This window comes from Fibrobacter sp. UWB11, assembly GCF_900143015.1.
In the GTDB taxonomy this organism is placed as follows: domain Bacteria; phylum Fibrobacterota; class Fibrobacteria; order Fibrobacterales; family Fibrobacteraceae; genus Fibrobacter.
On sequence record NZ_FSRT01000001.1, the window covers coordinates 829,277 to 850,239 of the forward strand.

19 protein-coding genes are annotated in these 20,963 nt (G+C 48.2%); 2 read left to right on the plus strand and 17 right to left on the minus strand.

All coding sequences use genetic code 11. The annotated features are described in order from the left end of the window. Nucleotides 1-30: 30 nt before the first annotated feature. From BUQ91_RS03620 to BUQ91_RS03650, 7 genes are all read right to left on the minus strand, one after another. Complete coding sequence (locus BUQ91_RS03620) at nt 31-279, minus strand: sulfurtransferase TusA family protein (RefSeq protein WP_074208180.1); 249 nt, start codon at nt 277-279, stop codon at nt 31-33. 136 nt (nt 280-415) lie between these two features. Continuing rightward, nucleotides 416-1,645 carry an O-acetylhomoserine aminocarboxypropyltransferase/cysteine synthase family protein gene (locus tag BUQ91_RS03625; RefSeq protein WP_074208181.1) on the minus strand — a complete coding sequence of 410 codons (1,230 nt, stop codon included), beginning with the start codon at nt 1,643-1,645 and terminating at the stop codon, nt 416-418. Nucleotides 1,646-1,904: 259 nt separating this feature from the next. After that, nucleotides 1,905-2,771, minus strand: coding sequence for a 4Fe-4S binding protein (locus tag BUQ91_RS03630; protein WP_074208182.1), 867 nt, complete (start codon nt 2,769-2,771; stop codon nt 1,905-1,907). 105 nt (nt 2,772-2,876) lie between these two features. Further along, on the minus strand, nt 2,877-3,935 hold the full coding sequence (locus BUQ91_RS03635; RefSeq protein WP_074208183.1) for a sulfate/molybdate ABC transporter ATP-binding protein: 1,059 nt from the start codon (nt 3,933-3,935) through the stop codon (nt 2,877-2,879). 8 nt (nt 3,936-3,943) lie between these two features. Beyond that, nucleotides 3,944-4,777 (minus strand): sulfate ABC transporter permease subunit CysW, encoded by an 834-nt coding sequence (cysW, locus tag BUQ91_RS03640; protein ID WP_074208184.1) that lies wholly within the window; start codon nt 4,775-4,777, stop codon nt 3,944-3,946. After that, nucleotides 4,777-5,610, minus strand: coding sequence for a sulfate ABC transporter permease subunit CysT (cysT, locus tag BUQ91_RS03645; RefSeq protein ID WP_074208185.1), 834 nt, complete (start codon nt 5,608-5,610; stop codon nt 4,777-4,779). Before cysT ends, cysW begins: the two co-directional genes overlap by 1 nt. A gap of 94 nt (nt 5,611-5,704) precedes the next feature. Next, nucleotides 5,705-6,223 (minus strand): DUF6803 family protein, encoded by a 519-nt coding sequence (locus BUQ91_RS03650; RefSeq protein ID WP_074208186.1) that lies wholly within the window; start codon nt 6,221-6,223, stop codon nt 5,705-5,707. 188 nt (nt 6,224-6,411) lie between these two features. Here BUQ91_RS03650 and BUQ91_RS03655 point away from each other — a divergent pair, with 188 nt between their 5' ends. Next, entirely contained in the window at nt 6,412-7,416 is a 1,005-nt protein-coding gene (locus BUQ91_RS03655) for a DsrE/DsrF/DrsH-like family protein (RefSeq protein ID WP_074208187.1), read from the plus strand. Here BUQ91_RS03655 and bioB read toward each other — a convergent pair. From bioB to BUQ91_RS03690, 7 genes are all read right to left on the minus strand, one after another. After that, complete coding sequence (gene bioB / locus BUQ91_RS03660; protein ID WP_074208188.1) at nt 7,413-8,378, minus strand: biotin synthase BioB; 966 nt, start codon at nt 8,376-8,378, stop codon at nt 7,413-7,415. The two genes, BUQ91_RS03655 and bioB, sit on opposite strands and share 4 nt — an antisense overlap. A gap of 145 nt (nt 8,379-8,523) precedes the next feature. After that, nucleotides 8,524-9,543 (minus strand): sulfate ABC transporter substrate-binding protein, encoded by a 1,020-nt coding sequence (locus BUQ91_RS03665; RefSeq protein ID WP_074208189.1) that lies wholly within the window; start codon nt 9,541-9,543, stop codon nt 8,524-8,526. Nucleotides 9,544-9,662: 119 nt separating this feature from the next. After that, nucleotides 9,663-10,682 carry a hypothetical protein gene (locus BUQ91_RS03670; RefSeq protein WP_074208912.1) on the minus strand — a complete coding sequence of 340 codons (1,020 nt, stop codon included), beginning with the start codon at nt 10,680-10,682 and terminating at the stop codon, nt 9,663-9,665. Between the two features lie 259 nt (nt 10,683-10,941). After that, nucleotides 10,942-12,627 carry a sulfate adenylyltransferase subunit 1 gene (locus BUQ91_RS03675; protein WP_074208190.1) on the minus strand — a complete coding sequence of 562 codons (1,686 nt, stop codon included), beginning with the start codon at nt 12,625-12,627 and terminating at the stop codon, nt 10,942-10,944. Beyond that, nucleotides 12,627-13,526, minus strand: coding sequence for a sulfate adenylyltransferase subunit CysD (cysD, locus tag BUQ91_RS03680; protein WP_254794383.1), 900 nt, complete (start codon nt 13,524-13,526; stop codon nt 12,627-12,629). Before cysD ends, BUQ91_RS03675 begins: the two co-directional genes overlap by 1 nt. Nucleotides 13,527-13,536: 10 nt before the next feature. Next, nucleotides 13,537-13,851 (minus strand): 4Fe-4S dicluster domain-containing protein, encoded by a 315-nt coding sequence (locus tag BUQ91_RS03685; RefSeq protein WP_074208191.1) that lies wholly within the window; start codon nt 13,849-13,851, stop codon nt 13,537-13,539. Further along, complete coding sequence (locus tag BUQ91_RS03690) at nt 13,835-15,568, minus strand: adenylyl-sulfate reductase subunit alpha (RefSeq protein ID WP_074208192.1); 1,734 nt, start codon at nt 15,566-15,568, stop codon at nt 13,835-13,837. Before BUQ91_RS03690 ends, BUQ91_RS03685 begins: the two co-directional genes overlap by 17 nt. 141 nt (nt 15,569-15,709) lie before the next feature. Between BUQ91_RS03690 and BUQ91_RS03695 the strand changes: the two genes are divergently transcribed. Continuing rightward, nucleotides 15,710-16,273 (plus strand): hydrolase, encoded by a 564-nt coding sequence (locus BUQ91_RS03695; protein ID WP_074208193.1) that lies wholly within the window; start codon nt 15,710-15,712, stop codon nt 16,271-16,273. 14 nt (nt 16,274-16,287) lie between these two features. Here BUQ91_RS03695 and BUQ91_RS03700 read toward each other — a convergent pair whose 3' ends face one another. From BUQ91_RS03700 to BUQ91_RS03710, 3 genes are all read right to left on the minus strand, one after another. Then, the gene (locus BUQ91_RS03700; RefSeq protein WP_074208194.1) at nt 16,288-17,313 is read right to left on the minus strand and encodes a sulfate ABC transporter substrate-binding protein; all 1,026 of its coding nucleotides are present in this window, start codon (nt 17,311-17,313) and stop codon (nt 16,288-16,290) included. A gap of 186 nt (nt 17,314-17,499) precedes the next feature. Further along, complete coding sequence (locus BUQ91_RS03705) at nt 17,500-19,095, minus strand: bifunctional anthranilate synthase component II/anthranilate phosphoribosyltransferase (protein WP_074208195.1); 1,596 nt, start codon at nt 19,093-19,095, stop codon at nt 17,500-17,502. Between the two features lie 65 nt (nt 19,096-19,160). Then, nucleotides 19,161-20,606, minus strand: coding sequence for an anthranilate synthase component I family protein (locus BUQ91_RS03710; protein ID WP_074208196.1), 1,446 nt, complete (start codon nt 20,604-20,606; stop codon nt 19,161-19,163). Nucleotides 20,607-20,963 lie beyond the last annotated feature (357 nt).

The window sequence follows — 20,963 nt, forward strand, 5'->3', positions numbered from 1 at the left end:
CCGGACGTGTTCCGGGATCGCCTTTTTTACTTAGTCCCCGACCTTTTTTACAAACAGCGTAAAGGTTCCGTCTTGGTTGTCGTTGAGCTTGAGGATTTCGTGGCCTTCTTCCTTGAGGCTGCGCGGCACATTCTGCACCGGTTCGCCGTCATTCAGGCGCACAGCGAGAATCTGACCTTCGTCAAGTTCTTCGATGGCGACTTTTGCCTTGACAAATGTAGTGGGGCATTTGACGTCGGTGACGTCGACGGTGTCGTCTATTTTAAATTCTTCTGACATTTTTATCTCCGTACTTTAATTTTGATGCTAAATATAGAACGCATTTTTTACTTTGTCCAATACTTAATTTTTATGCTGAGTTATCGAAATTTTTTATATGGTCGTTAGTTATTAGTCAATGGTCATTGGTTAATAGCTACGAAATCTGCTTTATAGCTTGTTCGAAATCTTCCTTGAGGTCATCAATATCTTCGATGCCTACGCTAATGCGGATAGAGCCTTCGAACACGCCGGCGTTTTCTTTTTGCTCTTGGGTGGCATGCGTGAAAATCGTACTTTCCGGGTGGATGACGAGCGTGCGCAAGTCGCCAATGTTCGTGGCAATCGTAGCGTATTTCAAGTTGTTGATGAGCTTGAACGCTTTTTCCTTGGTGCCTGCGTCAATTGAAATGATGGCGCCGCCCTTGCCGTTAAACTGCTTTTGAACAAGATCGTAGTAAGGGCTGTTTTTTAAGCCGGGATAGTTGACGGTGATGCCTTCGAAACCCTGCAAAAATTCAGCGAGTTGCAAGGCGTTATCACAAAGGCGTTCCATGCGGAGCCCGAGAGTTTCAAGCCCGAGCGAGTTGAGGAATGCGGTAGCGGGGGCGATACAACAACCGATATTGCGCCATACACCATTGCGGAGTTTCGCGAGATAAGCGAACTTGCTAAAGCGTTTGTATTCTTCCAAGCCCTTGTATTTGGTGTAATCCCACTTGAATTTTCCGCTATCGACGATGATGCCGCTGATGGCACTGCCGTTTCCGTTGATGTACTTGGAAGAGGAGTGGACAACGATATCTGCGCCAAAGTCAAAAGGATGAACAAGGTAAGGAGTTGCTGTCGTGCTGTCGACAATCAGCGGGACGCCTGCTTCGTGTGCGACATCTGCAACGCTTTGAATATCAACGACATTGAGTTTCGGGTTGCCGATAAGTTCTGTAAAAACTGCCTTGGTCTTATCGCTCAATTGCGAACGAACGCTCTCAGCGGTAACTTCTGTGACGTAACGGGTTTTAATGCCGAATGCTTCCAAATCGTGGAACAAGTCGATCGTGCCGCCAAACAATGCCGTACTTGCAATAACTTCGTCGCCGGACTGCAAAATGTTCAAGAGCGACATCGTCACGGCAGCCATGCCCGACGAGCAGGCTATGGCGCCAATGCCCTTTTCAAGAGATGCAATGCGCCTTTCGAAAGAATCTGTCGTGGGGTTTCCAATGCGCGTATATGCAAAACCCGGAGCCCTATTGTTAAAAACAGCTTCGAGTTTCTCTGCGGATTCTTGCGAAAATGCACTGACTTGGTAAATAGGGGTAAGCGTAGAGCCGGTACTTCGTTCACTTCCAAAATTATGATGCAATAAAGTAGTATTAAAATCCATTAGGTTCTCCGTACATATTCCTATAATTTTCGTAGGCAAATATAGAACGAGGTTTAGTAATTGTCCAATACTAAATTTATATGGCGTTTTATAGTCAAATCCTATAATAAATATAGGGTTAAGCCTAGTCAAATTAAGGGTTTATGGTTTGGTATTTAGTAAAGAACTAATTTTGCTTCTTATAGGAAATTTTTATAAAAATGCACTAAAAAAGCCCGTCTAGAACAAACGGGCTCCTTGTGTGTTTAAGGTTTTACGCTTAAGGAGCGCTGTTGTAGGCGTCCTTGATTTTTTGAGCAAAGACATCATGACCAATGCGGTCGATGGTGAATTTGAATCGTTCGCCCGGATTTGCGTTTTCGGCAAAGAACGAAATGGCTGCATCACAAATTTCAAGCAGCTTTTGCTTGTCTTCTACGAACGGAATGATTGTTTCACCCTTGTTGATGGAATTGCCAAAAAGACCGCCGAAAGAAACAATGTAGCCGTGTGTTGCTTCCCAGGCATCTGTGGGGCAGGACTTGTAGCAACGTCCGCAGAAGTTGCACTGGGATTCATCAAAGATGACTTTTTTGTTTTCGATGCGGATGGCGTTTCTGCGGCAAGCTTTGGCGCAAACGCCACAGCCGATGCAGGCGCTTTCGAGCCATTTTACCTTGATGGCGCCCTTGATGCCCACGTCATTTTCTTCGGCCTTGAGACAGTTGTTCTGACAACCGGTCACGCCAAATTTGAACTTATGCGGAAGTTCTCGAGCGAAGTAGCGATCGTCCAGTTCTTTTGCGATGGCGTAAGTGTCGATACAGCCGCTAGGGCAAACCGCTTCGCCCTGGCATGCGGTAATCGTTCTCACGCGAGGGCCACAAACACCAGGTTCTACGCCGCCTTCGGCAAGGGCTGCCTTTACGTCGTCAACATTTTCGAGTTTAATGAACGGAATTTCGACACTCTGTCTCGAGGTCAAATGTGCGTAGCCTTCGCCATATTTTTCGGCGACTTCGGCTATTTTTGCAAGTTGTGTTGCGGTCAGGTTGCCGCCAACGACTCGTACGCGCAGCGAGAAGTTGTTCTTCTGCTTTTGGCGCATCCAGCCGCCTTTTTTAAGTGTTGCGTAATCTGCTGCCATGTTTTAGACTCTCCATAGGTTTAAGGGCAAATATAGAACGCGCTTTTACATTCGTCCAATACTTAATTTTTATCGTGGTTGATAGTAAAACTTTATACGAAATTGCTAAATCACGATAACAGGATCTCGGAACGACTTGTTCTCAAGTAAATAGGCGTTGTCGCCTGCGGTTACGAAAATGCGGTAGACGAATACATCGACTTTTTCACCGACAGAAACGCTTGGCTCGTCAAAGCTGCGTCTTGCCGTAAGTGTTTCTCCGTTTACCAAAACGGTCAATTCGATGCCGCTTCCGCGGAAAGCTACGTCGGTTACGACACCTTCTTGAGCGGATTTTCCGTATTTTTGCGTTTCGTCTTTTTTGGTGACCTTGACAAATTCGGGACGCACGATGGCTTGTTCTGCGCCATCAATTGCTTCAAAGCTATTGAACTTGCTGTAATCCTTGAAAATGGAAGGCTGGCCGAAGAAGGAAGCTACAAAAGAAGTTTTGGGCGTGCTATACACATCAAGCGGTTTGCCGATTTGATCGATGCGGCCCTTGTTCATGATGATGATTTCGTCGGCGACTTCGATGGCTTCGTCTTGGTCGTGGGTGACGAAAATGCTTGTGACGCCGAGCTTTGCAATCATTTCTTTGAGCCAGTGACGGAGTTCTTGACGCACCTTTGCGTCAATGGCGGCAAATGGTTCATCGAGCAAAAGCAACTGCGGATTAGGTGCAAGCGCACGTGCAAAGGCCACTCGCTGCCTCTGGCCACCCGAAAGCTGGCTCGGGTAGCGTTTTTCGAGACCTTCTAGCCCAATCAACTTGACGAGTTCCGCGACGCGTTCCTTGATTTCGTTTTCGGGTTTCTTCAGAACGCGGAGTCCGAAAGCGATATTCTCGAAAACAGTCATGTAGCGGAACAGAGCGTAACTCTGGAACACAAATCCGATGCCGCGCTTGCTGGCGGGCACATTGTTGATGATTTTTCCGTCAATGATGATGTCGCCGTTGTCGGGTGTTTCGAGCCCTGCAATCATGCGGAGAATCGTTGTCTTTCCCGAACCGCTCGGGCCCAGAAGGCCAATGAGCTTACCCTTTTCGATACCGAAGGAAACATCGTCGGAGGCCTTGAAATTTCCAAAATGTTTGTTGATGTGTTTTAGTTCTACGTACATAAAATCTCCTACGGCTCAACTTTGTGTTTCTTCTTTCCGTTGTATTCGATTAAACTTCTTGCAATCAAGATGATGATGGCGAGCATCACGAGGATCGACGCTACGGCAAATGCGGGCACATACTGGAATTCGTTAAATAGAATTTCTACATGCAACGGAAGCGTGTTCGTCTTTCCGCGCAAATGACCCGAAATCACCGAAACTGCGCCGAATTCACCCATCGCACGGGCTGCGCAAAGCACCACGCCGTACAAAAAAGCCCATTTGATATGCGGAAATGTGATTTTGCTGAATATCGTCCAGCCTTTTGCGCCCATCAGCGCTGCCGCTTCTTCTTCGTCGTTACCGCGTGCTTCCAAGACGGGAATCAGTTCGCGCGAAATGAACGGGAAAGTCACGAAAATTGTAGCAAGAACAATGCCAGGAACTGCAAATACGATTTTGATGTCCCAATCTTGCAATAGCGGGTATAACGGGCTTTGGCGTCCGAATGTGAGTAAGAAAATGAGGCCTGCGATAATCGGTGAAACGGTCACCGGCAAGTCAATCAGCGTCGTGAGAATCTTTTTCCCTTTGAATTGGAATTTGGTAAGGGACCAAGCGGCACTCAATCCGAAAACGGTATTGATGAGCACGGCAAGTAGCGTTGCTTCTAGCGTGAGCCAAATGGCCTTGACGGTGTAATTGTCGGTCACAGCTTTTTCGTACACGGCAAAACCTTGCTTGAATGCTTCTGTAATCACCGTAATCAGCGGGAGCAAAAGCATTAGCACCACGAAAATGATGCTGATACTGATTAAAGTCCACTTGACGACTTTTGAGGAAGTTGTCTCTTTGTTCATTAATTTCCTCCCTTCAAAATTTTGGTGTTTCTCGTCTGGATTAAGTTCACGAGGAAGAGTGTCACGAATGAGGCGATGAGCATTACGAGCGCAATTGTTGTGGCGCTTGCGTAATCGTATTCCTGCAATTCCGACATGATGATGAGCGGGGCGATTTCTGTTTCGAACGGCTTGTTGCCGGCAATGAACACGACGCTGCCATATTCGCCTAGGCAACGCCCGAATGCGAGCCCGAATCCTGTCAACGCGGCCGGAATGATTTCGGGGAAAATAATCTTCCAGAAAATGCGGCTGCGTGAAGCACCCAAGACGCCTGCGGCTTCTTCGTAAGCGGGGTCCAGTTTTTCAAGCACCGGTTGTACTGCGCGGACGACAAACGGGATGCCGATAAACACAAGCGCAACGGTAATGCCGATTTGCGTAAAGGCTATCTTCACGCCGAACTTGGCGAAAAAGCCGCCGATTAGTCCCGTGTCTGCGGTAAGTGCGGTCAATGCGATGCCTGCCACAGCCGTTGGCAAAGCGAACGGGAGTTCGATCATTCCGTCAACCAAGCGCTTTAGCGGGAATGTGTACTTCACGAGAACCCACGCAAGGATGATGCCCATTACGGCGTTAATAAGCGAGGCGACGAACGCCGTCACGAAACTCACTCTAAAACTCGACAAGACTCTGTCGCGTGTAATCGTTTCGATGATTTCACTGAAACTCATTTGCGCCGAAAACACCACGAGCGACGCAAGCGGAATTAGCACCACGACACTTAAGATGGTGAGCGTGATGCCGGTAGTAAGGCCGAAGCCAGGAATGACACTTCTATTTGTTCTCTTCATAAGTGAAGGCAAATATAGAACGCGTCATTCGTTATGTCCAATACTAAATAAGTATCACATTTTATAGGATTTTTGTATTAGAATAAAGTAATTGTTAATGATGGTGGTGGTGATGGTGCATTTCTATTGTTGTTGCCGCCTTCGGAGAGTACCCGGCAATGCCTGGATCCACCATACCAAAGATCATCGCAATGTGCGAGAGAACGAGGAATGCGGCAAGCAAAAGAATGGCGCAATTCGAACGTTTATCTTCGCCTGCTTTACGGAGTAAAAGTTTCAAGTTCAACAAAGCAAGCAAAATCATCGGAATGCCTGCAAGGATGTAAGAGCCAATCGCCACAACATCAATCCATGTTCTGAATTCTCCTGTAGAAGCAAGCGGAATAACGACATTCGGAATGAAGTAGGCTATAATCCCGACGAATGAAAACCCTGCAAGGATTCCGGCGATGCGGTTGATTTTTGAAAGTGTCGGATGTGCATTTGGTGCTCGCAACAGGAATAAATCCGTAATGGCAATCGTTTCGGCAAGAATGACAGGAATTGCCATAAAGATAATGAGGTTCCAAGGAGAGTTTTGCATTAGCAAATCCATGTAATGGGTAGAGTACATACAGTATCCTTTTATTGTTGTGTTTGACGGACTCTTCTTTTTGATAACGAATCTACAAAAATGATTCTGCAAAACAGTTATTGAAAATTCTGATAGCGAACGATTAGAAAAATATATTGGACGCTCGTAAAAAGCAGTTTTATATTTGCGACAAATTATTTTTAGAACTTAAAAAGTAAGGTGTTTTAATGTCCGAAGTCAAGAACTTTTCCGCAAAAGATTTCCATAAGATTGATGTAAATAATTCGACGTTTCTTGATGTTCGCGAACCCGGCGAAGTCATCGTTCATCCTGTGGACGGTGCGATTCAGATTCCTTTCTTTGAACTTTCGAAAAAGATTGATTACATCCCCAAGGACAAACCTGTTTATGTTTTTTGCTCTACGGGTGATCGCTCTGAACAAGTCGCAGAAATTCTTGCGGATAGGGATTTTGATGTGTATAACATCGAGGGCGGTCTTGACGCGGCTCCGAAAGCGCTTTATGTCGATGCCAAGGGATTGAAATGCCCTGGTCCAATCGTAAAGGTTGATGAAACCGTCAAAAAGGCTTTTGTTGGTGACGAAATCCAAGTCGAAGCGGATGAAAAAGCGTTTCTCTCGGATGTCGAGGTATGGTGCCAGCGTACCGGAAATCAATTGAAATCACTCACCGAAAATGACGGCGTCATTTACGCAACCATCGTGAAAAAAGAATCACCTGTACCCGAAAAAAAAGAATTTGAACACGGCAAAACTTTTGTCGTGTTCAGTGGCGATTTGGATAAGGCGATTGCTTCGTTCATCATGGCGAATGGTGCTGCCGCTATGGGGCGCCCGGTGACGATGTTCTTTACTTTTTGGGGCGTAAGCCTTTTGCGCAGACCCGAAAAAGTCCGTGTGAAAAAATCGCTCATCGGAAAAATGTTCAGCTTGATGCTGCCGCGAGGCTCTAAAAAGCTAGGCCTTTCTCGTATGAACTTTGGCGGTATTGGCGCCAAGATGATCCGTGCCGTCATGAAAAAGAATGGCGTGTCTTCGCTGGAAGAATTAATCCAAAGCGCACAACAAAAAGGTGTCAAGTTTGTCGCGTGCCAAATGTCGATGGAACTCATGGGAATCTCCCATGAGGAATTGATCGATGGGGTAGAACTGGGCGGCGTTGCAACGATGCTCGGCTCCACCGAAAAATCTGACTTGACGTATTTTATTTAAGCGCTTTCCACTTGCCACGTAAAGCCCGCTTCTTCAATTGTGCGGAATGTGGCTTCGAGACTTTGGCCGCCCTCGGTCAAGTAACCGGATGCAAAAATGGAATCTGCAATTTTAAACAAAGTCTTTTCGTGACCCTTGAAATAGACTTCTCGGCCGGCTGCGCAACGGATGTCCGATTTTGGTAGCATCAAACGCGCGAGGCAAAGAACCTTGATGCAGTATTCCGGAGTCAGTGCCGAAATGTCGCGTTCGGCAAGTCGCGTTCCCTTGACTGGAAGTAAAAAATTTATGGGGACGGATTCGGGATTGATTTCTTTCAATTCAAAAAGCATGTCCACAACGTCTTCTTTTATTTCGCCCATACCGATAATGCCGCCAGAGCAGATTTCAAAGCCGATGCGCTTCAACATCTTTAAGTTGTCGATTCGTTCTTGGTATGTGTGCGTGGTGCAAATGCTTGGATAAAAACGACGGCTGCTATTCAAGTTGTGATTGATTCTGTTTAATCCCGCGTCTTTAAGAATTTGAGCTTGATGTTCGGTCAAGAATCCGATGGAACAGCAAATTTGCGTATCGTTCTTTTTCATTTTGCGGATGCGCTCGGCAAGGCTTTCGATATCGCTATCGACAAAGTGAATCCCGCTAAGCCCAATGCAATGTCTAGAAAGATGAAACTCATCGACGAGGTCGTTGTCACCGTAAAGTTTTTTATCTTCGACATAACGGTATTTTTCGATTGGCGCTTCGGAATCTCTTGATTGAGCGCAATAAGCGCAGTTTTGCGTGCAGTTGCCGCTACGGACATTTGTGAGCAACTGGATGTTTACCCGATTGCCTTTGTATTTTGTTCTTAACTTGTATGCGGCCTCGATGAGTTCGCTGAGTGCATCGTTTTGTAAATCTAGTATGGCGAGGGCTTCACTTTTCGTTATTGAAATATTGTCGGCAAGTGGAAAAATCATAACATACCTATAAAAATAGTAGGTTTTGAAACGCAAAGATAGTATGATTATGTCAAATTGTCAAAAAAACGGAAACGCCCCCAACCATTGCTTTCGCGAAAGTTGGGAACGCTCGGTTTATACAAGAAGATTTGTTTAGACCGGATTACTTCTTTTCATAAATCTGGTCGAAAATTCCGCCGTTAGAGAAGTGGGTGTTCTGAGCCTTATCCCAACCGCCAAAGCGATCGATGCTGAACAGGTTCACGTTCGGGTCGAATTCCTTGTACTGGGCGAGGATTTCCTTGTTGGACGGACGATAGTGATTCTTGGCGGCAATGTGCTGGCCTTCGTCGGAGTAGAGGTAGCTCAGGTATTCGGTAGCAAGTTCGCGTGTGCCGCGCTTGTCAACTACCTTGTCCACGATAGCAACGGAAGGTTCTGCCAAAATGCTGATGCTCGGAATCACGATTTCGTAGTCATTCGGATAGTCTTTAAGAGCAAGGAATGCTTCGTTTTCCCAAGAGAGCAACACATCGCCCTGGCCGTTTTCGATGAATGTTGTCGTTGAGCCACGTGCGCCCGAGGCGAGAACGAGAACGTTTGCGTAGAGTTTTTTCACGAAATCCTTAGCTTTTTCCTGATCACCGTTATACTGGTTTTCTGCCCATGCCCAAGCGGCGAGGTAGTTCCAGCGTGCGCCACCAGAAGTTTTCGGGTTCGGCGTAATGATGCCAATACCGGGCTTCACGAGGTCGCCCCAGTCCTTGAGATTTTTCGGGTTGCCCTTGCGAACCAAGAACACGATGGTGGAGGTGTAGGGAGAGCTGTTGAGCGGGAATTCCTTGACCCAACCCGGTTCAATGAGCCCAGCATCACGAACGGCGTTCACGTCGAATTCGAGAGCGAGCGTGACAACATCGGCTTCGAGACCGTTTGCAACTTCCAAGGCCTGCTTGCCAGAACCGCCATGGGACTGCGTGATTTCAACGTCCTTGCCGGTCTTTTCCTTCCAATGCTTGGCGAAAGCCACATTGTAGTTGGCGTAGAGTTCACGAGTCGGGTCGTACGACACGTTGGTGAGAGTCTGCTTGCCGTGTTCGTGTTTTTCTTCAGAAGAAGAGCAGGCTGTGAAGGCAAGGGAGAGAAGGGCGATGGATGCAATGGTAATTTTTTTGAAATTCATGTTATAAACCTCTTTTTATTTTAAATGTTGTGATTTGTTTTTTTAGAGAAACGCCCTCAGCGAAATGGATCAAAGAAGCTGTTATGCTGCGCTGAGGGCGCTCGGGGATGTGCTAAGTGTTATTTGAGAGATGCTGTGAATCTTGCTGCAAGAGCGACGTCGGATGCTTTCTTTTCACTATAGACGTTCACCTGGATTTTAGAGAAATCATTGATTTTCTTGATGAAACTTATTGTCCATGCGATTCCGTCGGCACCAGCCTGCAATTCGTCTCGGTTAGAGAGATATTCCAATTCGGCATACAGATTGCTCAAGAATCCTGCGGTCGGAATTTCCAAACCGACGAAGAACGGAATGTATCGTGAATCTTGTGCGTATTCTGGCTTGATGGCATTTGCAACCTTAAGATTTTCGCTATCGCCGGTCGCGATTAAAGCGACTTCACCATAAAGGCCGAAGTTCTTTTGGAAGTAGTAACTTGCGCGACCTGCAACACGGTGTGTCACCTGAGCTGTATGCTGGATCGGGTCAAGTGCGTTCACGCGATATGCGGCGCTCACTTTGGCATCGCCAAATTTGAGTGTTTCTTCAAAACGGATATAACCCGTGTTGAATTTGGCGTCATAAGTACCGAGCAAGGCGTTGAATGTTGAAATCCCGTTTTCATAACCGAATGCGACTGCATCATGTTGGTAATCGCGGGAGAGGAATCCACGCTTGTTGAGGGCTACGTCGACATAAGTACCGAAGTTGCCGCCAACGCTCCAGTCAGTACGGAAACGACCGAATTGAAGATTGAACTTGCCGTATTCGGTATCCCACTTGTAGTTGGCATAGTAGGTATCTGCGGAAATCTTGTCGTAGTTCTTTCCATCAATCGTGTTGCCGAAAGCCGGACTGAAAATGCGCAAGTTAATCACTGCGCTGAGACGGTCGGAGTCGTACTTTGCACCAATGTTTGCTCGCAAGAAAGAATTGTCGAGCGTGTTGTCTGCATCGTTGTCATAAAGTGATTTGATGGTTTGTGCCTGAACGTTTCCTGTCAGCTTAAATGTACTTTCCTTAGCAGCTTCTTCAGCAGAGCAAATGGATGATACCAGTGCTGTAGTAATCAAGATTTTGGATATTGTCTGGTTCATTCGTGACTCCTTGTTATTGTTTTTGTTGTTGTATGGTTCGTTGTTGTTGTTGTTGTTTTTGTGCGGCAAAATATAGAACGCGTTTTTCTGTTTGTCCAATACTAAATTTTTATGCGGAGTTATTGATTTTTGTTATTATTGTAAATTAATTAGAATTTATTTGTTAAAATAAATATAAAGTAAATTACGTGCACGAAAAAGAAACGCCATTCTGAGGAGTGTAACCAAAGAATGACGTTAGGTACTATATGCAAAAATGTTAATGCAATACGACTTTGCGATAAGTGTCGAATGAAGCCCACTTGCGGAAGAATTCTTCACGACCTGCGATACCTGCTTTTTCGTATTCGTTGAGCAACTGCTTCACGTCTTCATCGGAATGGACCTTGATTTCAAAGCCGCGTCCATTGATGACGGGAACGTTTCCGTAGTGGTATTCCTCTGCCGTGGTGATTTCCGCGATGCGCTTGCCACGAACCTTGACGGCGATACTGTCTCGCAAAATGATGATATCAAAATCATCGGGGTAGTGGTAGCTTTCGCCTGTGGTGGGAATTTCGTCACCAACCGTGTAGTGTTGCTTTACGGGTTGCTGTTTTACGACAGAGAGCGTTGCTGTATCGTAGAAAAATTCTTCAAAAATTTCTCCTCGACCATGGCGCTCGCCTTGCACAAAGGCTGCCTTTTCGTTGGATTGAAGTTGCTTTTCGTAGAGCCCTTCAACAACGCCGCAAGCGGCTGTTGCATGCGTTACGATGTCAATGAGAATGAGCTCGCCAAGCGTTTTGTGCTTTTCAAAAAGATCAACGACAATGGCTTCGGCGAAAACAAGTTCGCAGACGGCAATCCCGTTTTTGGAAATGCTTTCTGTTTCTAAGTGTGCGCCTGTGTTCACGTCAATGGCATAGTCGATTTTCGTGAGTGTTCCAGGAATAATCTTTGTCCCGATTTTGACGAGGTAGTCTTTGCCTAGCGAAAGCGGCTCGTCATCCATCCACAAAAGTGACGCCTTGATTTTCTTGTAGCTACCGATGCTTGCATCTCTAGCGAGCACGCAACCTCTCGATACGTCAACTTCACGGTCTAGCGTAATCGTGACCGGTTCGCCAGCGTGGGCTTCTTCGACATTCCTGTTTGTGTAGAGAATGCTTTTGACGGATGCTTTCTCGTAACTCGGGAGGGATTTGATGACGTCTCCGACGCGAATCGTTCCAGATTCAATTTGTCCTTGGAATCCGCGGAATGTACGGTCGGGGCGGCTCACGCGCTGCACGGGCATGTAAAATCCCTTTTCTAGTGCAGAGCTTGATGTATCGACATTTTCAAGGTATTCAAGTAATGCAGGACCTTGATACCATGCAATGTTTTTCGATTTGATGGTAACGTTGTCGCCTTCTGTTGCCGAAAGCGGAATAACTTGTATGTTGCTCAGGGAATGAGTCTGTGCAAGTTCTGCGATTTGTACCTTGATTTTGTTGAATACATCTTCGCTGTAGCCCACAAGATCCATCTTGTTCACGGCAAAGACAAAGTGGCGAATACCCATCAGCCTGCAAATGCGGGCGTGTCTACGCGTCTGTACGAGAACGCCTTGCGATGCATCTACGAGAATCACTGCGAGGTCGGCAAAAGATGCGCCCACGGCCATGTTGCGCGTGTATTCTTCATGCCCCGGAGTGTCGGCAACGATAAAGCTGCGGTGATCTGTAGTGAAATAGCGGTATGCAACATCGATGGTAATGCCCTGTTCGCGTTCGGCCATAAGACCGTCGAGCAAAAGTGAATAGTCGATTTTACCGCTGCGGCTGCCGACTTTGCTGTCCAATTCCAAGGCCTTTTCCTGGTCGGTGTAAAGCAATTTGGAATCGTAAAGAATGTGACCGATAAGGGTTGATTTTCCGTCGTCAACGCTACCGCAAGTAATAAACTTCAATAAACCTTTCATTAGAAATAGCCCTCCCTCTTGCGGCGTTCCATGCTGCCGGCAGCTTCGTTGTCAATCACACGTGAAGTTCTTTCCGAAGAGACTGCGCTTAATGTTTCGTCAATGATTTCGTCAAGCGTCGTGGCTGTTGATTCAACGCCACCCGTGAGCGGATAGCAACCGAGCGTACGGAAACGCACCGACTTGATTTCGGGTGTTTCGCCTTCACGCAATGGGAATCGTTCGTCATCGACCATGATGATGTTCCCGTCGCGCACCACGACCGGGCGCGGGGCTGCAAAGTAAAGCGGAACGATGTCGATGTTTTCGCGCTTGATGTACTGCCAAATATCTTTTTCGGTCCAGTTCGAAATTGGGAAAACGCGGATGCTTTCACCTTTATTGATTTTTGTGTTGTAGAGTTTCCACATTTCCGGGCGTTGGTTCTTGGGGTCCCAAGCGTGGGCCGAATTGCGGAACGAGAATATGCGTTCCTTGGCGCGAGACTTTTCTTCATCGCGGCGTCCACCGCCAAATGCAGCTGTAAAGCCGTACTTGTTCAGCGCTTGCTTCAAGGCTTGCGTCTTCATGATGTCGGTGTAAGCCGAACCATGATCGAACGGGTTGATGCCTTGCTTGACACCATCTTGGTTGATGTATTCCAGCATTTCGATGCCGAGCTTTTTTGCAATGTTGTCGCGGAACTCAATCATTTCGCGGAACTTCCACGTGGTATTCACGTGCAAGAACGGGAAGGGTGGCTTCTCGGGGTAGAATGCCTTGAGAGCCAAATGTAGCATGACGGAACTGTCCTTGCCAATCGAATACAGCATCACCGGCTTTTCGCATTCAGCGGCGACTTCGCGGATGATGTAGATGGCTTCGGCTTCCAGCTCGTCGAGGTGTGAAAATTCGCTCACTGTGAAACTCCTAGTATTTGTTGGATTCTTTTGGGTCAATGACAATGTGCTTTACGCTCCCGTCGGGAAATTCCACAATCCAGCGGATAAGCCCATTGACTTTTTCGGTATGTACTTTGCTGCCCTTGCCGCCAATGTCTTCGCCGAGGAAGAATCGGATGGCGTGAACGGGGCACTCCTTGATACACGAAGTGCAACCCCAGCAATCTTTGGGGTACTTGATATAGGCTTTTTTCAGTTCGTTAATCTTGATCAGCGTGCCGGGACAAACGTCGTGACATCTCCCGCAGCCGATGCAAATGTTTGGATCAATGTTGATGCTCATAATTCTTTTGCCCTTCTGCGGTAAGTTCGCGTGTGAAAGTCTTGATTTCGCCGTTGACTAAGCGGGAATTCACATACTTTCGCCAGTGAATGTTGTCTTTTTCGGGATAGTCCCAGTTTTCTGCAAAACTGTGCCAGCGTGTTTCGTGGCGTGTGGCGAGATGCGCGATGACGCTCTTGCAAACGGTGAGGCGTTCCTTTAGCTCGTAGATGTACATGACTTCTTGCAAGTCGATGGCGCTAAGCTTGCCCGTAAGGCTTTCGATTTCGTCAATTTTTTCTTTGGCGATATTGAGCTGCTTTTCGGTATAGCCGTAGCCTGTCGTGATTCCGCCTGCATATTCGTCCATGGCGATTTGCATGGCTTCTTCAAGTTGCTCTGTCGTGTACAGCGAATTTTTCTGTGATAGATATGTTTCGATTTCTGCGACGTGGCTTGCGATTTCGGCTTCTTTGATGGTTGCTTCGGTTTCTACGTCATTGCGAGACCCCTGTAAGGGGGCGTGGCGATCCACCGTTGCGTTAATGTATTTCACAGCCGACTTTGCTGCTATTTCGCCTTCGGCAAGTGCGCCCGTCACATATTTTTGCGGGCAACCTCCGGCCACATCGCCCGCGGCGTAAAGCCCTTCGATGGTTGTGGCGCGCTTGGTGTCGACCCAGTAACCGCTTGCTGTGTGGCCGCCTACAATGTAAGGCTCCGTACCTTCGATTTCCACATTTGCTTTGGAGGGCGTTTCGTTTTCAAGCCAACGAATTGTTTGCGAAGGAGCCATGTTCAGGTACGCCTTCAAAAGCGATTCTTCTTGTTCTGCCGAAATCCCTTCAGTTCTCAAGTAGCATGGCCCACGACCTTCCAGATTTTCGGCGACGGTTCCGTAAACGCGTTCCGAAGTAGAAATGCCGTATTTCGTTTCGTAAACTTCTCCGAGCGAATTGACCTGCTTGGCGCCCACGCCTTGCGCGAGCGTTCCTGTCGGTGCGATTGTATCCTTGCAACGGAGTGCAATGAATCGCATTTCGAATGTTGTCATTTCGGCGCCGTGGCGAATTCCCATGGCGTATCCGGCTCCCGTGTTGAATGGCGGGTACCACATTTTATGCCTTGAAAATCCTGGATTATTCGGGCGGTAAAGCCCGGCTGCTCCGCCTGTTGCGATAATGACGACTTTGGCTTCAATCGCGTAAAATGTATCGTTCTCGATTCCAAAACCGTATGCGCCATCGATTTTATTGTCGTGAACTGAAAAGTCGAAAATGTTGACATGATTTAAAACGGTCACATTGGGGAGCTTCTTGACAGCATTGGCTAAAATCGGCTTGATGTTTTCGCCATTAATTTTGATGTTGCGATTTCCGCGTGTAACGTATTTCCCGTCTTTATCCTTTAAGATGACAAGTCCGAGTTTTTCCAAGTGCGCTGTGATTTCGTTAAATCTTTCTGATATAGAATAAAGTAAATCTTCGCGGACGATCCCGTCGGCGTCTTTCTTTGCGTATTCTACATAATCTTTGGGTTCACGGCCTTCGGTGATGTAGGCGTTTAAAGCGTTTACGCCAGCTGCAAGGCAGCCACTGCGTTTGATATTTGCTTTTTCGACGATAAGAATTTTGAGGTCAGCAGCGTTGCTTGATTCTTTCGCTGTAATTGCGGCGTAGCAGCCTGCTGTCCCACCGCCAATAATCAATAAGTCTGTATTTATTCGTTCTATCTTCACAGCGCCTCCGCATTTTCAAGTGCAGCAAATATAGAACGCGACTTTTCAAGTGTCCAATACTTAATTCATATCGCCATTGATAAAAAAAATGTATTAGAAAATCGTGCTCATCGCAAATAGGAAAATGTTATATTTTGGCACATGGCATTATCAGCAAATATTACACGCGAAGGAGCCCTGGAACTCCTCAAAAAGTACAATTCGGATCCCTTCCACCTCGAACATGGCGAAATCGTCGAGAATACCATGCGCTATTTTGCACGCGAACTCGGTTACGGCGAGGACGAGGAATTCTGGGGAATTGTCGGCCTTTTGCACGACCTTGATTTTGAACAGTGGCCCGAACAGCACTGCATCAAGGAACGTGAACTCATGCAAGAAGCGGGTCTTTCCGAAGAAATCATTCACGCTACGACAAGTCACGGCTGGTCTATAACTGTTGACGTGAAGCCCGAACACGAAATGGAAAAAGTCCTTTACGCAGTCGATGAATTGACTGGATTGATTGGCGCTGTCGTGTTGATGCGCCCGTCAAAAAGCGTACAAGATTTGGAACTAAAATCGGTGCTGAAAAAGTATAAGTCCCCGAAATTTGCCGCCGGTTGCTCTCGCGAAGTCATTGAACGCGGTGCAAACTTGTTGGGCTGGGAACTGAACGATTTGATTTCCCGCACGATTGCAGCGTTGAAAACATTTAGACCGTAATACGGTAGAATCCGTTACTTCTTTTCGTAAATCTGGTCAAAAATGGCGCCGTCGGCAAAGTGCTTGGCTTGCGCCTTGTCCCAACCACCAAAATGTTCAATTGCAATTAGGTTGACATTTTGGTCAAATTCCTTGTACTCGTCAAGAATAGCTTTGTTCGTCGGGCGGTAATGATGCTTTGCCGCAACACGCTGCGCTTCGTCGGAGTAGAGATAATTCAGGTATTCCGTTGCGAGTTTGCGCGTATTGCGCTTGTCTACAATTTTATCTACAATTGCGACAGAGGGTTCTGCCAAAACACTCACGCTAGGCATCACGATTTCGTATTCTTTAGGGTAATCCTTGAGCGAAAGGAATGCCTCGTTTTCCCAAGAAAGCAGCACATCGCCCTTGCGATCTTCAATGAACGTGTTCGTAGAACTACGAGCTCCCGAAGCGAGATCAAGAACGTTGTGATAGAGCTTCTTCATGAAATCCTTAATTTGTCCCTCATCGCCGTTGTACAGCTTTTCTGCGTACGCCCAAGCCGCGAGATAGTTCCAGCGTGCACCACCCGAAAACTTCGGGTTCGGCGTGATGATACCGACGCCGTCTTTTGCGAGATCGCCCCAATCCTTGATTTTCTTGGGATTGCCCTTGCGGACGAGGAACACGATAGTCGAAGTGTAAGGAGCGCTGTTGTGCGGAAATTCCTTGATCCAGCCGTCTTCAATGAGACCCGCGTTGCGAACAATGTTAACGTCGAATTCCAGCGCGAGCGTCACCACGTCGGCTTCGAGCCCGTTCACCACCTCAAGCGCCTGCTTGCCCGAACCGCCATGGAACTGCGTAATCTTCACATCTTTGCCGGTCGCCTCTTTCCAATGCTTCATGAAAATATGATTGTAATTGGAATAGAACTCACGCGTCGGATCATAAGACACATTGACAAGCGTGTTGTTCTCGACCTCGGGAGTTTTCTCCGAAGAGCAACCGTAAAAACAACTTGAGCCCGCCACTAGCGCCACCGCAAAAACCGTCTTGAAAAAATGCAGATTCATAGTGAAATTCCTTCTTAATAAAAATGATAGTAATATTTTTGCAATGTCACCCCGGACTTGTTCTATCAATAAACTAAAAACGCTCCGAATCCTCGGAGCGATTTTGCGTTATGTCATCCTGAACCCGTCAGGGTGAAGGATCCAGGTCTGGATTTTTCGTCCCCCTGCAGTGTTCTCAGAATAACGTTAGGAGTTGGTTGCGACCTTCACTTCTTCGATCTTCTTCAAGACGGAGCCGTCTTCCATGGCCTTAATCGCCTTGTCGAAGCCTTCCTTGATGCTAGCTGCCTTATTGCTGATGTAGAGCGCAGCACCTGCGTTCAGGGCGCAGGCATACTTGATGCCCGGACGGCCCTTGCCGTTCAGCACGTCGAGAGCGAGGTTGAAATTGTCCACGCCCGTACCGCCTGCGAGATCTTCCGGGTCCACAGCCGGGACGCCGAATTCCTTCGGGTCGATGCGGTATTCGCGATACTCGCCGTCTTCCAAGATTTCGGCAATGGTCGTCGGGACGCATGGAGAAATTTCATCGTAGCCGTCATCAGAGATAGCGACCATCACGCGCTTGGCACCGAGGGACTTTGCAGCCTTGGTGAACGGTTCGAGAATCGACTTGCTGTAAACGCCGAGCATCAGGTACTTGGCTTCAGCCGGGTTCGTGAGAGGTCCGAGCAAGTTCATGATGGTTTTGACGCCGAGGGCACCGCGAACCGGGCCGGCAAAGCGCATGGCGCTGTGGTAGACCGGAGCCATGAGGAACACGAAGTTCGTCTTGTCGATGACGCTTGCTGCCTTTTCCGGAGTCATGTCGAGCTTGAAACCTGCAGCCGTGTAGAAGTCAGCGGCACCGGACTTGCTCGAAACCGCGCGGTTGCCGTGCTTGGCAATCTTGGCGCCACAGCTTGCTGCGATAAGGCCGGAGAGAGAGCTCACGTTGAAGCTACCCTTGCCGTCGCCACCGGTACCCACGATATCGGTGAGTTCGTCACCGCTGTACGGGAACTTGCGCTTCTTGCTGCTGAGCACCTTGGCGCAGCCTGCAATTTCTTCGGTCACGGGGCCCTTGCTGGATAGTGCGGTAAGGATTGCAGCCATCTGGCGTTCGTCCATGATACCATCCGTCAAGTCTTCCATGAACATTTCGGCGGTTTCGCGAGTCAAATCCTTGCCTGCAGTAAGCGTGTTCAAGATTCCGCGGATGTCAAGCGGTTCGCGACGGTAGTTGAGGAATGCCTTGAAGAATTCGTCGGCGCGGCCGCTAGCGATGGATTCCGGGTGGAACTGCACGCCTTCAATCGGGAGCGTCTTGTGGCGAATGCCCATGATGTCGCCGTCTGTTGCGCGGGCGGTCACTTCGAAATCGGCTGGGAGCGTAGATTCGTCGATGACCAAGCTGTGGTAACGTGTAAAGATGTTCTTCTTGCCGATGGTGCGGAAGAGACCCTTACCATCGAGGTCAATTTCTTCGGCGATGCCGTGCTTGATGAACTTGGCCTGCACAATCTTCGCGCCGAATGCGTAACCGATAGCCTGGTGGCCGAGGCACACGCCCAAAATCGGGAGCTTGCCTGCGAAATACTTGATGGCTTCGACGGAAATACCGGCATCTTCCGGACGGCCCGGGCCCGGGCTCACAATGAGGCGACTCGGGTTCAACTTTTCGATGTCTGCAATGGTGCATTCGCGGCTACGGAGCACGCAGATTTCTTCGGTGGTAATCTTGGCCAAAGCCTGATAAACGTTGTAAGTAAAAGAATCGTAGTTGTCGATAATGATAATCATGGTTGTAATCTCTTTTTTAAAGTTTTGGGGTGTTTCGTCATTGCTAGGCTGAAAGCCGAAGCAATCTAGTTGTCACCCTCCAGTACAGCCCTGATTGCTCCGAGCTTTTCGTTCGTTTCTTCAAATTCGCGGTCAGCATTCGAGGCCGCGACAATGCCACCACCGGCCTGGAGGCTGATGGTCTTGCCCTGCTTTAAGCAGCAACGGATGGCGATGCAGAAATCCAAGTCACCGTCCGATTCAATGTAACCCACGGCGCCAGCGTAGAAGCGACGCTTGATTTTTTCGAGACCAGAAAGAATTTCAATGGCGCTGATTTTCGGAGCGCCGCTCACCGTACCTGCCGGGAAGCTGGAACGCAGCACTTCAATTGCCTTCTTGTTCTTGGAAACGCGGCCTTGCACGTCAGAGACCAAATGGATCACGTGGCTGAACTTTTCGCATTCCATGTACTTGGTCGTTTCGACCGTACCGGCATCGCAAACGCGGCCGAGGTCATTGCGGGCGAGGTCTACGAGCATCAAGTGTTCTGCGCGTTCCTTCGGATCGCCCTTCAAATTCTTCATCAATGCTTCGTCTTCCATATCATCTTTACCACGGCGGCGGGTACCTGCAATCGGGTGGATGGTGGCGATGCCTTCACGCACGCGGATCAAGCTTTCCGGAGATGCGCCGATGAACTGGTGCGTTCCGTAATCGAGGAAGAACATGTACGGAGACGGGTTCACCGTACGGAGGCGGCGGTAAATGTCGAGGGCTTCGATATCGCTTGCGAACTGGATGCGGCGGGATGGCACAGCCTGAACAATGTTGCCTGCCACGATGTGCTTCTGCAAAGCGGCGACCTTTTCCACGTATTCCTTGCGGGACTGTTCGAGGTCGGTCATCGTGATGCCCTTGCCGTACTGCTTTTCCGGAGCGAGGTAGCTGAAGTCAAGGTCTGCAAGGCGTGCCTTCACCTTTTCAATTGCAGCCTTCAAATCAATCTGGTGTTCTTCGTAGTTCAGGGCGAACAAATGCAATTTTTCGGTGAAGTGGTCAAACACAATGTAAATGTGGCCGACCAAAAATTCGGCTTCGGGAATGTTGAGCTCATCCACCTGCGGGGCCAAGCGAATCGTATCGCAGCGGGCGCAGAATTCGTAGCCGAGGTAGCCCACGCCCGAAGACGGAATAGGAATCTGGTTGGGCGGCACCGTATTTTCGGCAGAAATCTTGAGTAAGGCGTCGAGAATATCACCATCACCTTCAGCCAAGAATTCGCTTTCCTTGCCATCCACGACAATGCTCACGTTCTTGTCGTTCTGGCGCAGGCGGAAACCTTCGTCCACCATCAAGGTCGAATAGCGGCTGCGACCGTGGTCAAAGCTTGCCGATTCGAAGATGGCCTTTGCGCCGAGCTTCTTGGCGAGTGAAAACGGGGTGTAACGTTCGCCGGGGAGTGCAACGTAAATGCTGTCAGTACGCGGAGCGTAACCCGGGCGTTCGGTGATGTGAGTAATCTTAGTCATTTTAATCCTCTAGTTTTAAAACTTGTTTGCCTTTTCGTTTAAGGTTCACAAAGGCTTTAAGTCCCGGAGGATTTCGTCAATTTTCGGTAAAAAGGAAGGCCTCCGTGAGTCCGGAAGCCTTTGCCTAAAAATCTTGGGTGATTTGTAACAAATACCGGGCTCTATGTTAGAGTCCGCGCCACCAACGACGGTTGAGAGTTGCACTTGTTACGAAATTCATCATGCCACAAAAATATCAATCATTTTTTCACATGGCAAGGGGTAAGTTCAAAATTTTTGAAAAAAATCCCCGCGACCATTCGCGGGGATTCTCGTCTTACATTCTAATAACTAATGACCAATGACTATTGACCAATA

Bases quoted from the DNA above. Each gene is read 5' to 3' on its own strand.
- BUQ91_RS03650 (WP_074208186.1), bottom strand. From the start codon at position 6,223: ATGTACTCTACCCATTACATGGATTTGCTAATGCAAAACTCTCCTTGG.
- BUQ91_RS03625 (WP_074208181.1), bottom strand. From the start codon at position 1,645: ATGGATTTTAATACTACTTTATTGCATCATAATTTTGGAAGTGAACGA.
- BUQ91_RS03630 (WP_074208182.1), bottom strand. From the start codon at position 2,771: ATGGCAGCAGATTACGCAACACTTAAAAAAGGCGGCTGGATGCGCCAA.
- BUQ91_RS03685 (WP_074208191.1), bottom strand. From the start codon at position 13,851: ATGAGCATCAACATTGATCCAAACATTTGCATCGGCTGCGGGAGATGT.
- BUQ91_RS03655 (WP_074208187.1), top strand. From the start codon at position 6,412: ATGTCCGAAGTCAAGAACTTTTCCGCAAAAGATTTCCATAAGATTGAT.
- BUQ91_RS03620 (WP_074208180.1), bottom strand. From the start codon at position 279: ATGTCAGAAGAATTTAAAATAGACGACACCGTCGACGTCACCGACGTC.
- BUQ91_RS03670 (WP_074208912.1), bottom strand. From the start codon at position 10,682: ATGAACCAGACAATATCCAAAATCTTGATTACTACAGCACTGGTATCA.
- cysW (WP_074208184.1), bottom strand. From the start codon at position 4,777: ATGAACAAAGAGACAACTTCCTCAAAAGTCGTCAAGTGGACTTTAATC.
- BUQ91_RS03665 (WP_074208189.1), bottom strand. From the start codon at position 9,543: ATGAATTTCAAAAAAATTACCATTGCATCCATCGCCCTTCTCTCCCTT.
- bioB (WP_074208188.1), bottom strand. From the start codon at position 8,378: ATGATTTTTCCACTTGCCGACAATATTTCAATAACGAAAAGTGAAGCC.
- BUQ91_RS03695 (WP_074208193.1), top strand. From the start codon at position 15,710: ATGGCATTATCAGCAAATATTACACGCGAAGGAGCCCTGGAACTCCTC.
- BUQ91_RS03635 (WP_074208183.1), bottom strand. From the start codon at position 3,935: ATGTACGTAGAACTAAAACACATCAACAAACATTTTGGAAATTTCAAG.
- BUQ91_RS03710 (WP_074208196.1), bottom strand. From the start codon at position 20,606: ATGACTAAGATTACTCACATCACCGAACGCCCGGGTTACGCTCCGCGT.
- BUQ91_RS03675 (WP_074208190.1), bottom strand. From the start codon at position 12,627: ATGAAAGGTTTATTGAAGTTTATTACTTGCGGTAGCGTTGACGACGGA.
- cysT (WP_074208185.1), bottom strand. From the start codon at position 5,610: ATGAAGAGAACAAATAGAAGTGTCATTCCTGGCTTCGGCCTTACTACC.
- BUQ91_RS03700 (WP_074208194.1), bottom strand. From the start codon at position 17,313: ATGAATCTGCATTTTTTCAAGACGGTTTTTGCGGTGGCGCTAGTGGCG.
- BUQ91_RS03705 (WP_074208195.1), bottom strand. From the start codon at position 19,095: ATGATTATCATTATCGACAACTACGATTCTTTTACTTACAACGTTTAT.